General features: G+C 54.5%; 13 protein-coding genes. All 13 read left to right on the top strand.

Going from position 1 to position 12,971, the window contains the following annotated elements:
* Positions 1 to 19 precede the first annotated feature (19 nt).
* A complete protein-coding gene (locus V8J88_RS05830; protein ID WP_338848381.1) occupies positions 20 to 580 on the top strand; it encodes a hypothetical protein in 561 nt (186 codons plus the stop codon).
* Positions 581 to 744: 164 nt separating this feature from the next.
* Positions 745 to 2,229, top strand: coding sequence for a YdiU family protein (locus tag V8J88_RS05825; RefSeq protein ID WP_338848379.1), 1,485 nt, complete (start codon positions 745 to 747; stop codon positions 2,227 to 2,229).
* Between the two features lie 10 nt (positions 2,230 to 2,239).
* A complete protein-coding gene (gene msrB / locus V8J88_RS05820) occupies positions 2,240 to 2,644 on the top strand; it encodes a peptide-methionine (R)-S-oxide reductase MsrB (protein ID WP_338848378.1) in 405 nt (134 codons plus the stop codon).
* A gap of 4 nt (positions 2,645 to 2,648) precedes the next feature.
* Positions 2,649 to 3,290 (top strand): septation protein A, encoded by a 642-nt coding sequence (locus V8J88_RS05815; protein WP_338848376.1) that lies wholly within the window; start codon positions 2,649 to 2,651, stop codon positions 3,288 to 3,290.
* On the top strand, positions 3,280 to 3,579 hold the full coding sequence (locus tag V8J88_RS05810; protein WP_338848375.1) for a BolA family protein: 300 nt from the start codon (positions 3,280 to 3,282) through the stop codon (positions 3,577 to 3,579). Before V8J88_RS05815 ends, V8J88_RS05810 begins: the two co-directional genes overlap by 11 nt.
* Positions 3,580 to 3,693: 114 nt before the next feature.
* A complete protein-coding gene (locus tag V8J88_RS05805; RefSeq protein WP_338848374.1) occupies positions 3,694 to 4,470 on the top strand; it encodes a peptidylprolyl isomerase in 777 nt (258 codons plus the stop codon).
* A gap of 120 nt (positions 4,471 to 4,590) precedes the next feature.
* Positions 4,591 to 5,607: a phytanoyl-CoA dioxygenase family protein gene (locus V8J88_RS05800; RefSeq protein ID WP_338848373.1), complete on the top strand. Its 1,017-nt coding sequence runs from the start codon at positions 4,591 to 4,593 to the stop codon at positions 5,605 to 5,607.
* 1,416 nt (positions 5,608 to 7,023) lie between these two features.
* The gene (locus tag V8J88_RS05795) at positions 7,024 to 8,262 is read left to right on the top strand and encodes an FtsX-like permease family protein (protein WP_338848371.1); all 1,239 of its coding nucleotides are present in this window, start codon (positions 7,024 to 7,026) and stop codon (positions 8,260 to 8,262) included.
* Positions 8,263 to 8,276: 14 nt separating this feature from the next.
* A complete protein-coding gene (locus V8J88_RS05790) occupies positions 8,277 to 9,563 on the top strand; it encodes an FtsX-like permease family protein (RefSeq protein WP_338848370.1) in 1,287 nt (428 codons plus the stop codon).
* Between the two features lie 23 nt (positions 9,564 to 9,586).
* Positions 9,587 to 10,264: an ABC transporter ATP-binding protein gene (locus tag V8J88_RS05785; protein WP_338848369.1), complete on the top strand. Its 678-nt coding sequence runs from the start codon at positions 9,587 to 9,589 to the stop codon at positions 10,262 to 10,264.
* Between the two features lie 20 nt (positions 10,265 to 10,284).
* Positions 10,285 to 11,037: an outer membrane lipoprotein-sorting protein gene (locus V8J88_RS05780; RefSeq protein WP_338848368.1), complete on the top strand. Its 753-nt coding sequence runs from the start codon at positions 10,285 to 10,287 to the stop codon at positions 11,035 to 11,037.
* A 17-nt stretch (positions 11,038 to 11,054) separates the two neighbouring features.
* Positions 11,055 to 11,903: a 3-hydroxyacyl-CoA dehydrogenase family protein gene (locus V8J88_RS05775; RefSeq protein ID WP_338848366.1), complete on the top strand. Its 849-nt coding sequence runs from the start codon at positions 11,055 to 11,057 to the stop codon at positions 11,901 to 11,903.
* Positions 11,887 to 12,960 carry an HAD-IIIC family phosphatase gene (locus V8J88_RS05770; protein WP_338848365.1) on the top strand — a complete coding sequence of 358 codons (1,074 nt, stop codon included), beginning with the start codon at positions 11,887 to 11,889 and terminating at the stop codon, positions 12,958 to 12,960. Before V8J88_RS05775 ends, V8J88_RS05770 begins: the two co-directional genes overlap by 17 nt.
* Positions 12,961 to 12,971 lie beyond the last annotated feature (11 nt).

Here is a 12,971-nt window from a genome sequence, read left to right as displayed (position 1 = left end):
ACCCAAAGGAATGATAAGCATGATCATCAAATCACTCGTTCTGGCATCAGTGCTCGCGCTGGCTTCAAATATTGCAAGCGCGGATCAAGTCGTCGTTGTCAATCAAGCCGTCACAGAAAAGGAAGTGCTTTCTGCCCAGCAGGCTTGGTGCAATGCCCTGATTGATATCAACGCCGCTTACGAAAAAGACGGGCAAGCCGCAGCGAAAGCCTTGGCCGGGAAGGTGATCGATGCAGCTTATGCCTACCAGATGGGCACAGTTCTCTTTAAGCCAACCCTGACCGTCAACCCGCAAACATTCCGCCTGACGCGCGCCGGCGCCTTGTCCTATTTCGTTGGCGGCGATGCGTCTTTTCCTAAAGACACAGGCTTTGCGCTCAAGGGCTGGAGAAAATGCGAAGCCGTGAATGCCGGTATTTTCATTGATGGCAACAGCGCAATCAGCATGGGCAAAGTGCACTTCACCGACAAGGCAGGGAAAGTAACCACAGTTGACAAAACATGGGGCTACATCAAAGATGATGCGGGCAATCTGCGCATTAATCTGCACCACTCGTCTTTAGAGTATCAGGGCAAATAAGCCCCCCCCCTGAGGCGACCCCAAGCCCGGCCCAGCGCCGGGCGCTGCCTTGCTTTTTACAACGATTGCGCAACTTGGCGCCAGCTGTGCGATGCGCAAATACAGCCGCACTCATGCTTTCGCAAACTCTGTCAAAATAGTGCGTTTTCATGACCCGGAATCCCATGACATCCGCGCCCCTTTTCAGTAACGATTTCGCCACCCTGCCGCCGGCTTTTTACACCCGGCTGCAAGGTACGCCCCTGCCCGCGCCGCAATTACTGGCGCACAGCGCGGAGATGGCGCAGCGGCTGGGTTTGGCGGACTGCATCACGCATCCAGAATGGGTGGCGGGCCTGGCCGGGAATGCTGTGCTGCCCGGCAGCGCACCGCTGGCGGCGGTGTATTCCGGGCATCAGTTCGGCGTCTGGGCCGGGCAATTGGGCGATGGGCGCGCGCTCTTGCTGGGCGATCTGGAAGATAGCGCCACGCCCGGCCAGCGCCTTGAAGTGCAGTTGAAAGGGGCCGGCAAAACCCCGTATTCACGCATGGGCGACGGGCGCGCGGTGCTGCGCTCGTCGATCCGTGAATTTTTATGTTCCGAAGCCATGGCCGGGCTGGGGATTCCAAGCACGCGCGCACTCAGTCTGATCGGGGCCGATTATCCGGTGTTTCGCGAAAGCACAGAAAGCGCAGCGGTGGTGGCGCGCGTGGCGCCGAGCTTTATCCGCTTCGGCTCTTTTGAACACTGGTTTTATCAGGGCCGCACTGAAGAATTAAAACAGCTGGCCGATTATGTGATCGCGCGTTTTTATCCCGCCCTGCAAAGCCAGCCGCAACCTTATCTGGCCCTGCTCAAAGAAGTGATTGCGCGCACCGCGCGTTTAGTCGCGCAGTGGCAATCGGTCGGCTTCATGCATGGCGTGCTCAATACAGACAATATGTCGATTCTGGGCCTGACGCTGGATTACGGCCCGTTCGGCTTCATGGCCGGCTTTGATCCGGCGCATATCTGCAACCACAGCGACAATCAGGGCCGCTACAGTTATCAGATGCAGCCGCAAATCGGGCACTGGAATTGCGCGGCCCTGGCGCAAACCTTTGTGCCGCTGGTGGAAGATATCGAGGCGATCAAAGACGCGCTGGACGACTACCCTGCCCTGTTCGCCCAGGCCCAACTGCAGCAACTACGCGCCAAACTCGGCTTGCAAACCGGCCTGCCGGCTGATCGCAATCTGGTGCAAGCGCTGTACGATTTGCTGACGCTGGGCCAGTTTGACCATACCAGCTTCTGGCGCAGCCTGTCGCGCTTTCCCGGCAGCGGCGGCTCTGCGCAGATCGCAGACCTGCAAGCGCTGGCGCAAACCCGCAATGCGGAATCAGACGCCGCCTGCGCCGCCTGGCTGGCGCAGTATCAAGCCCGCTTGCAGCAGGAAAACCTGACAGATGAAGCGCGCTGGCGCCAACAATTGGCCTGCAATCCCAAATTTGTGCTGCACAATCATCTGGCGCAAGCGGCAATCGACGCGGCGCAAAAAAATGACTTCAGCGAGATTCAAAAATTGCTGACAATACTGCAAACACCGTTTGACGAACAGCCGGAACACGCCGCCTATGCCGGGCCGCCGCCGGCCTGGGCGTGTGAGCTGTGTGTGTCCTGCTCTTCCTGAGGATAATGAGATGAGTCAAGAAAAAATCATCAAAACCGAAGCCGAATGGCGCGCCCAGTTAAGCGATCTGGAATACCAGGTTACGCGCCAGGCCGCAACAGAGCGCGCCTTCACCGGGCATTTTTGGAATCACCACGATGAAGGGATTTACCATTGCGTGTGTTGCGGCACGGCGTTGTTCGCCTCCGACGCCAAGTTTGAATCCGGCTGCGGCTGGCCCAGCTATTTCCGCGCCCTGGGGCCGGATCTGATCGAAGAAAAGCGCGATTTAAGCCATGGCATGGTGCGGGTGGAAATTTTATGCAAGCGCTGCGACGCCCATCTTGGCCATGTCTTTCCGGACGGCCCGCCCCCGACCGGCTTGCGTTACTGCGTCAACTCAGCTTCCCTGACTTTTACCCCTGACTCTGAATAAGAATATGAAAAAATTCCTGTTTGATCTGTTTCCTGTCATCGTTTTCTTTGTGGTCTTTAATTACGCCGAAAAAAATGTCGAACTAAGCCAGCAATGGGTTTCGCACTACATCGGCTTTTTAATCAGCGATGGCAAAGTGCCGAAGGAAGTGGCGCCGGTGCTGCTGGCCACCTCGGTCTCGATTCTGGCCAGCCTCGGTCAGCTGCTGTGGCTGCTGGGAACACGGCAAAAAATTGACGGCATGTTCATGCTCTCGCTGGGCATCATCGGCGTGTTTGGCGGCTTGACGATTTATTTCCACAATGAAACCTTCATCAAGTGGAAGCCCACCATTCTGTACTGGTGTTTCGGGGTCTCGATGGCCATCAGTCAATTTCTGTTCAAGAAAAACGCCATCCGCAGCATGATGGAAAAAGAAATCAGCCTGCCGGATCAGGTCTGGAACCGGCTCGGCCTGGCCTGGATGGGCTTTTTTGTCACGCTCGGTGTATTAAACCTGCTGGTCGCCTTTAATGTGCAAACCAGCACCTGGGTCAGCTTTAAAACCTTTGGCATGCCGGTATTGATGTTTGTCTTCATCATTGCGCAAAGTTTTTATCTTTCTCCTTATCTGGAACCGGAAAACGGGGGCAAAGATGGCAAATGAGCAAACCGCCGCGCCCAATCCGCGTGTTGCGCGCATCGAAGAAATTTTGCAGCGAACTTTTACCCCGCAAAGCTGTCAATTGCGCGACCAGAGTCACTTGCACGCCGGGCATGCCGGCGCAGCCGGTGGCGCAGGGCATTATAGTTTGACTATCGTATCAACGAAATTTGATGGATTGAACATGGTCAGCCGTCATAGGCTGGTGTATGATGCGCTGCGCGAAATGATTCCGCATGAAATTCACGCTCTGGCCATCAGCGCACGCACGCCGCAGGAATGCGACGGATAACAAGGCGCAAGCAAGAGCGGAATGGCAGACGCGCCATGCGTGCGCTGCCGCATGCGTTTTACTCCCCTGCCGGCATACGCCGGCGCTTTTTTGATTTTTTTCCAGGAAATAGAGATGAAGTCTAACTCTGCACGTTTGTTGGTGGCGCTGCTGGCTGCCATTTCCCTGCCGGTTGCGGCGCAAAACCTGGCCGTGGTCAACGGCAAACCGATCCCCGCCTCCCGCGCCGATATGCTGATCAAGCAAGCCGCCGCGCAAGGCCAGGCTGATACCCCGGAACTGCGCAAATACATCAAAGAACAGCTGATCGAGCGCGAAGTGCTGGTGCAGGAAGCTGAAAAGCGCGGCATGAGCAAGAGCGACGAATTCAAAAACCAAATGGAAATGGCGCGCCAATCCGCACTGGCGCGCGCCCTGGTGACTGAGCACATGAAGAGCGCCAAAGTCAGCGACGCCGATATCAAGGCTGAATATGACAATCTGGTGAAAGGCATGTCCGGCAAAGAATACAATGCCCGTCACATCCTGGTGGAAAAAGAAGACCAGGCCAAAGCCATCATCGCCAAGATCAAAGGCGGCGCCAAGTTTGAAGATCTGGCCAAAGAATCCAAAGATCCGGGTTCCGCCGCCAACGGTGGCGCTCTGGACTGGGCCCCGGCGAATGCCTATGTGAAGGAATTCGGCGACGCTCTGGCAGCACTGCAAAAAGGCAAAATGACCGAAACCCCGGTCAAGACCCAATATGGCTTCCACGTGATCCGTCTGGATGATGTGCGCGACGCCAAAGCGCCGGCGCTGGAAGAAGTCAAGCCGCAAATCGAACAAAGCCTGACCCAGAAGAAGCTGCAAGCCTTCATCGAAGATCTGAAGAAAAAGGCGAAAGTGCAATAAACCTGCACCCTCACCGCAAAAAGCCACTGCCCGCGCAGTGGCTTTTTTGTGCACTGCCGCAAGCCAAAGCGCAGCTAAGCGGCTAGAATCTGTCACATTCTGTCACAGCAGGAAGCGCATATGAGCCAAGCTGCCTTTGATCCCGTGATTTTGCAAGCCTTGCGTCAGTTGTGGGGACAGGTGCGTGAAGCCCGCCCGGCCGCCAGCCGGCGCCAGCAACTGGAGCAGGATATGCTGTTGTTCGGTTTAGGCGTGGGGCGTGAGCAATTTCAGAGCGAAGCCCTGCAATTGGCCGACTTTGACACCGTATGCGCCTGGATTGCGCATCTGAACGGCGGCCCCGGTCACGGCTGTTTGCATGACTTGTCACAACGCCGCTTGAGCTGCGCATTGCAGCAAAAAGACTATCCGCCGGAACTTGCAGCGGAATGCGAAACGCTGGCGCAGATGGCGCCGGTTTTTTCCAATGCTGAACTCGACTTCTGGCAAGAACACGGCTATATCGTGCTGCCGCAAGCGCTGGACGCCGCCGCCTGCGCCGCCGCAGCCGCAGCGGTGTACCGTCATGTGCAGGCCAAACCGGAACAAGCCGACAGCTGGTACGATTTACGCAAGCGCCAAGGCATCATGGCCACCCTGTTTCAAGACCCGGCCTTGCAGGCTGCGCGCACGGCGCCGCGCATACAAAAAGCCTTCGCCCAACTGTGGGAGTGCCATGATTTATATTGCAGCATTGATCATTGCAGCTTCCATCCGCCGGAACGTGAGGGCTACCCCTTCCAAGGCCCCTATCTGCATTGGGATCTGGCGCTGTCCCCTGACAACCCCGTCCCATTTGATACCCAGGCCCTGATTTATCTGACCGACACGCCAGCCGAACAAGGCGCCTTCACCTGCGTCCCCGGTTTTCAGCACCGTCTGGCTGACTGGCTCAAACGGCTGCCGCAGGGCATCATCCCGGACGAGGAATTGCGCAGCGAAGAAAGCGGCATGCCGATACCCGGCCAGGCCGGCGATCTGTTGATCTGGCAAGCCGCACTGCCGCATGGCAGCCGGCCCAATACAGGAGAATCACCGCGCATTGTGCAATATTTAAATATGGCCCCGCCGCCATATAAAAGGCGGGAATATCAGTAAGCAAGCGCTTGCTGTTTTACCTGCAAAAAGGCAGAATGGGCATTTTCATGCTTTCAGGAAAATTTTTTTACTGCCTGCTGGAAATATGATGCTTTTTTGCATATAATAGCAACCCATAACAAAGGCGCAGAAAAAAGTAATAAAAGCGCATACCCCAGCTGGCAATGCTGGCGATCATCCTCATAATATAGATGCATTCCATCCGCAAGATGAATGGCAATGCGCACCATCCGGAATAGTTATATAGACAAGTGTATCCATCGTTCACTGGATTGAGCTGGATATTTGCGCGCTCATTCTTAATCTGAACGAAGACGCGGACATTCGCCTGCTTGTGTAATGGAGGCTGTTTTGTCATATTTTGACGGGAAAATTTGACGTCCTGGCAGGATTGAAAATAATTAAAACTTGCGTCACATGCATAATTACTTGCAGGGCAGACCATAATAGTATTTTCATCGAGCTTTCATTAAATTCAGATACGATTTCACTCATATGTTTACACTTGATTTTGCAAAAGAGAGTCACAACTGGATGGCATGCAGCCTCAGTTTTTTCAGAAGCAATACTTCCGAATAGTCTGTGCTGCTCCCCGGCAAATATCGTGACAATAGGATTGCAGTAAATTTTACGAAATGTCATCCGCTTCGTATGTGTCAGTGTGCGGCGTGACATGGATGGCGAGATGCTTCGGCATGACCAATTTCCCGTTAATTCGGGATCAATTGTTAAATATTTTCTTTCTGCCAAGTTTGTGCCACACACAAACTGAAAAGGTTGTGCTTACTTATATATTTGCTGATTGGGCAAAGGGGTTTTTATTGCCTGGAAAAAGACAAACTGATAAATATGTTTAGAAAGCAGCCGCTTGGTATTGTGCGCAAATTACTGACTGCAAAGTCATAAAACGTGAATCAAGCAATTTATTATCTACTCCAGCTTAAACAGAATGAAATAATAGTAAATGCCATTCATTGATGGCTTCAAAATAAAAAACAACATGCAGCAAATGTTCTACGCTGCAGAACAGCTGATAAAAATCACATACTGTCAGCTTGCACCGCTATAGAACAGTGATGACTCAGCAATGAAATACGATGATGCCGCATGGAAATAAGCAGTACAGCATCGCAGCAAGGCACAGTCATAAGATGCAAGCGATTTGATGCAAAGCAGCTGCTCGTGTATAAATTTCAGGCTGAAACAATTGCCAGCCGACACAGATGTGCAGCATTGCCCCAATGCAATACCAGAGAAAAGGACTGCCCCTTTCTCGCGATCATAAGCATGAAAAGTTTTAAACAAAGCGGTGCGGCAATGTGGAGTGAAAATACATTGCGCCCATGATCCGGCAGCCGCCAGCGCCTGCCACTCAGTTTTAAAACAGGAAAGTGGACGATGATACTGCAACTAGCAATGCGTAATATTTTCCGGCATAAGGGACGCTTTTTTCTGAGCACCTTTGTGATCGCAATCGCCAGTCTGATGCTGGTGACCGCCACCTGCCAGATTGGCGGGGTCAAGCAGGCCCTGGTGCGCGGCATGACCGACACGCTCACCGGCCACTTGCAAATCAAGGCCAAAGAATCGCCGCGCGAGTTCTTTGATGCAACCTCGGGCCGCCGCATCAGCATGATTCAGCCGGCCGAGCTGCGCGAGCTGCTGCAACGGGTATCCCAGGTCGAAGGCGTTGCGGCGGCGGCGCCGCGTTTGCGTTTTTCCGCGCTGATCGGGAATGGCGAAAGCTCCACCCCTGCTCTTGTGATGGCCTTGGACCCGGTGGCGGAAGCCAAAGTCACGACGGATATGGCGCCGCTGTACGCCAAAATGTTAAGCAATCCGCAAGCCGCCCTGGTCTCGCCGCACCTGATCAAAAAAAGCGGCGTCGGCATTGGCAAGGAAATTCTGGTCTTGTCTGAAACGCCGGATGAAAACGTGAATGGCCGTCCGTATGACATCGTCGGCTTGGCCGAATCGCCCGTGCTGATTGATGAGTACATGAACATGATGTTCATGATCAATATTGAACGCGCGCGCAAAATGATCTATGTCGATGAGATAGCGACTGAAATCGCGATCCGCGTCAAACCAGGTTACGAAGAACGCCTGGAAGAAGTCAGAAACCGGGTTCAGGCTGTGTTCTCGAAAGAGCAAAAAGAGGTGCTGGGCGTATATACCTACCTGGAAGTGGCGAAAGCCATCAACAGTGTCGGCAATATCGCCACCGGCATGGCGGCGATTCAGGTCGGCGTGGTGATGTTCATCATGTTGATTATTGTGCTGATTGTGACCCGCATGGGGCTGTTTGAACGGCGCGCAGAAATCGGCACCCTGATGTCGCTTGGCATGACGCGTTCCCGCTTGCTGCAATTATTTTTATCTGAAATCACCATCAAGGTCATGATTGGCTACCTGGCCGGGATGCTGGTGGCGCTGTTCATTTTGACCGGCATCCAAAAATCCGGCGGCATTAAGGCCGCAACACTGGTGGAGCAATTCATGAACGGCGGCAAGATCCTGGTGCCGGTGATTGACCCCGTTTATGCCCTGAGCGGCTTTGCGCTGGTGATCAGCACCTCTTTACTGATCACCTTCTTCAGTTGCTGGAAGTCGGGCAGCCAAGACGCCATCGAGTTACTGTCAGGCCGTAAATGAGAGGACATCCGGATATGCAAAACCAAACCGCAATCGGGCAAGGACTGTTTTCCAACAGCCGCTGGAAGCTGGTGCTGCGCAGCGTGCTGCGGCAACGCTCGCGCAACTTGATGTTGGGCCTGCTGATTTTCACTTCCAGCCTGGCGATTGTGTATTTCTCCCAGTTTTTGCAAGGGGTGCAGCACAATTTCACGCAAAACCTGGTTTCGCTGGCCAGCGGCAATATTTATGTGTCATCAAAAATCACGCGCGACATTGATAAAAACATTTTCGACCGCGAGTACTTGTACTTCAAAGCCAGTCCGCAAGCGCTGCAAACCCTGAGCGCCCTGCCCGGCGTGTCTGATGTGGTGCAGCGGCTGGAATTTGACGCCAAAGTGGTCGGCGATTACGACATCACACCCTTCCGCGTGATGGCGTTTGATTTGAAACACGAAACCCGCTTGCAGCAGAATTTTGAAATGACTGAAGGCCGCATGTTCAAGAGCGGCGAATTCGGCGTGATCCTGCCGCAAGACTTTGCGCGCCGCCATCAGATCAAAGTCGGCGACTCGGTGCGCCTGCTGGCGAAAGCTGCCAACAATCAAGTCAATCTGATCGACTACACCGTCACCGGCCTGTTCAACACCAAGAGCTTATCCGCCTGGTTTGACAACTATGTGTATCTGGATCTTGATGTGGCGCGCGTGCTGGTCAACGACAAGCAAACCCTGACCCGTCTGAATGTCAGCTTCAAAGACGATGCCGACCCTGCCAAGGTGCGCAGCGCAGTGCAAAGCTGGATGGAGCAAAATCAAAGCAAGGATAATCCGCCGCTCGAAATCACGTCCTGGGAAGAAGGCACCTCCACCTTTAATGATTTGATCGGCGCCCAGCAACTCAGTTATATGGTGGTAATCACCATCATCATCATTATGGTTGGCGCCAGCCTGGCTTTTTCCACCATGATGAATATTCTCGAACGCACCAAAGAAATCGCCACCCTGGGCGCGCTCGGCGCCACGCCACGCACAGTGCGCCGGATTCTGGTGGGGGAAAGCATGGTGCTGGCCCTGTTTGCCGCCCTGGCTGGCATGTTCGCCGCGATTCTCTTGTATTTAATCACCGCGCACTATGGCATCCCGATCAATAACAAAGATTTGAGCGGCTTTTTAGGTTCGTCCCACTTCTTCCCTGCTTTCAATGGCGCGGGGTATGTGGCCGGATTGCTGGTTCCACTGCTGGTGGCGTTTTTCTCCAGCTTTTTGTTTGCCCGTCGCGCCTCGCGCTTGCCGCTGGCCGAAGCCCTGGCTGATCGCTGACACTCACTTCTACAGGATGATGCATGGAAATCGTACTGAGCAATGTCAAAAAAGAATACGACCTGGGCAAGACCCGGGTGGAAGCGCTCAAGGGCGTGAATTTCAAGGTGCAGGCGCAAGACTTCATCACTGTCGCCGGCCCCTCCGGCAGCGGCAAAACCACCTTGTTGAATATGCTGGGCTGTCTGGACAGCCCGGATAGCGGCGAGATTCTGTTTGACGGCGTCAGCGTCAAAACCCTGGATCTGAATGCGCGCGCGATGTTGCGCAATGAAAAAATCGGCTACATCTTTCAAAGCTTCAACCTGATGCCGGTTTTGAATGTGTATGAAAACATCGAATTGCCGGCGCGCATCGGCCAGCGCAAGCAGGATAAAAACCAATTGCGTGACTGGATCATGCACTTGATTAAAACCGTGGGGCTGGATGAACGCGTCACCCACCGCCCGGACGAACTCTCGGGCGGCCAGCGCCAGCGCGTGGCGATTGCGCGCGCCCTGGTCAACAAACCGCAATTGGTGCTGGCCGACGAGCCGACCGCCAACCTGGACGCCGACACGGCGCAAAAAATTCTCGAACTCTTGCGCAAGCTCAATCGTGAGGAGCAAACCACGCTGGTGTTTTCCACCCATGACCAGGAAATCATCGACCAATGCGACCGTGTGGTGCGCATGAAAAGCGGGCAAATCATCAGCAATTGAAAAAAGGCAAAGGAACCACTATGAAATTTCTGTCCCCCTCCTTGCTTGCCGCAGTCTGCCTGCTGGCGCAGCCGGCCTATGCGGCGATGGACGTCAAAGAAGTGCAACGCCTTCTGACCGAGATTGAAAGCACGAATTTCCCGGAGTACTCGGTTTCCAACTTCAATCTGTCGCATTACAAAAAAGACCAGGTCATCAAAAACTTCACGTTCGAGATGTCCTTAAAGGATGATAAAAGTCTGCTGGCGATGCAATGGCCGGCCACATCCAAGCATAAATACCTGCTCAAGTCAGGCTTGAATCTGTGGATGTATTTCAGCGATGTGCGGCGCTCCATCCGCCTTTCGGCGCGCGACTCCTTCATGGGCACCGACGCCAACAACTACGACGTGATGCAGACCAATCTGCTCAAAGACTACAACATGACCAGCTTTTCCGAGGTGCAGCTGGATGGCGAAAACGTGCTCAAGGTGGAACTGGCGGCCAAACCCAACACGGAAGGCTACGCCAAGCTGATCAGCTATATCTCGCCGAAAGAAAAGCGTCTGATCAAGAATGAATGCTATTCCATTTCCGGCTCGATGATCAAAACTGTGCAATTTAAGGGCATACAGGAAGTCGGCAAATTCCGCATTCCGCGCAGTGTCCTGATCACCAGCATGGTCAATAAAGACCGCAGCACGCTGATGGAAATTTTAAAAGTCACGCCCAAGAAGGCGGATGAACTGAAGGACTCCATGTTCACCCTGGGTTATCTGGAAACCGTGGAATGAGCCGGACGGAGGCAGACATGATGACAATTGGTGTGGTTGGCGCTGGCGTGATGGGGGCGGATATCGCCCTCCTGTGCGCGGCGCATGGCATGCGCGTGGTGTTGAAAGATGTGGATCAGGCGGTGCTGGACAAATTCGCCGTCGAATTGCCGCAAAAACTGCGCGGCTACAAGATGATGGGCTGCACCTTCACCCGCACTGCAGCGCAAATGCTGGAGTTGGTGCAGGCGACGCTGGACTATGCGCCGCTGGCGGATGTCGATTGGATCATCGAAAGCGCGCCGGAAAATGTCGAATTAAAGCAGCAGGTGTATGCCGAACTGGCGCGCGTCTGCCGCGCTGATACGTACTATGCGGTAAACACCTCCTGCATTCCAATCACCAAACTGGCGGCGCAAATGCCTGATCCCTCGCGCGTGCTGGGGGCCCACTTCATGAATCCAGTGCCCTTGAAAAAAGCGGTGGAAGTGGTGCGCGGCTTTCACACCTCGGACGCCAGCATCGAGGCCGCCAAAGGGTTGTTAAAGCAGCTTGGCAAAAACGCCATCGTGGTCAAAGACTTTCCCGGCTTTGTCGCCAACCGCCTGTCCCATCTGTTCATGAATGAGGCTGCGTTTCTGGTGCAGGACGGGGTCGCCAAGCCAGCCGAAATCGATGCGATTTTCCGCGAAGGCTATGGCCACAAAATGGGGCCGCTCGAAACCGCCGACTTGATCGGGCTGGACACCGTATTGCACTCGCTGGACGTGCTGTACCAGCATTACCAGGATCCGAAATTCCGCTGCTGCCCGCTGTTGCGGCAAATGGTGGACGCCGGTTTGCACGGCAAAAAATCGGGACGGGGTTTTTATGATTACAACAGCTGAACTGGAAGCACTGGCCGGCAAGCCGGTCAAATGTGTGGTGTGGGATCTCGACCACACCCTGTGGGATGGGATTCTGGCCGAAGGCGACGATGTGCAATTAAAGCCGGGCATCCTGGAGATTCTGCGCACCCTGGATCAGCGCGGCATTCTGCATTCCATCGCCAGTAAAAACAGCCATGAGGATGCATGGGCGCGGCTGCAGGCGCTGGATGTGGCGCAATATTTTCTGTATCCGCAAATCTCCTGGAACGCCAAATCGCAAGGCGTGGCGCAAATCCAGAAAGATTTAAACATCGGCATCGACACTTTTTTCTTCATCGATGACCAACCGTTTGAGCGCGACGAAGTCAAGGCGGCGCACCCGCAAGTGCGCGTGTTCGACTCCGCCCATTATCGCCAGATGTGCGAACTGGAATGCTTGAATCCGGCGCAGATCAGCGACGACGCCGCGCGCCGCCGCTTTATGTATCTGGAAGACATGGCGCGCAAACAGGATGAGGACAGCTTTTCCGGCACGCCCGAAGCCTTTCTCGCCACGCTGGACATGGAATTCACGATCGCGCTGGCGGAAGAAGCCGATTTGCTGCGCGCAGAAGAACTTACGGTGCGCACCAATCAACTCAATTCCACCGGCGTCACCTATGACAGCGAGCAATTGCGTGCGTTAATGCATTCGCCCGATCACAGCCTCTTGATTTGTGAGCTGACTGACCGCTACGGCAGCTACGGCAAAATCGGCCTGTGCCTGGTGCAACATCAGGAACAATACGACCACATCATGCTGCTCTTGATGTCCTGCCGCATCGTCTCGCGCGGCGTGGGCGGCGTACTGCTGACGTATTTGATGAAACAGGCGCAAGCCGCCGGGCGCCGGCTGCGCGCCGATTTCCGCCGCACCGAGCGCAACCGGCAAATGCTGATGACCTATCAATTCGCCAATTTCCGCGAAATCTCACGCACTGAGGAAGGCCAAATTCTGTTTGAAAACGATTTGAGCCAAATTCAACACTATCCGCCTTACCTGCGCCTGCGCACGCCGCAGGATGCTGCCGCCTAACCAAGAAAAAA

Origin of the sequence: Massilia sp. W12 (assembly GCF_037300705.1) — a bacterium.
Lineage (GTDB): Bacteria > Pseudomonadota > Gammaproteobacteria > Burkholderiales > Burkholderiaceae_D > JACPVY01.
Note: the sequence above shows the minus strand (reverse complement) of the source record. Positions and strands in the feature narration are given on the sequence as shown.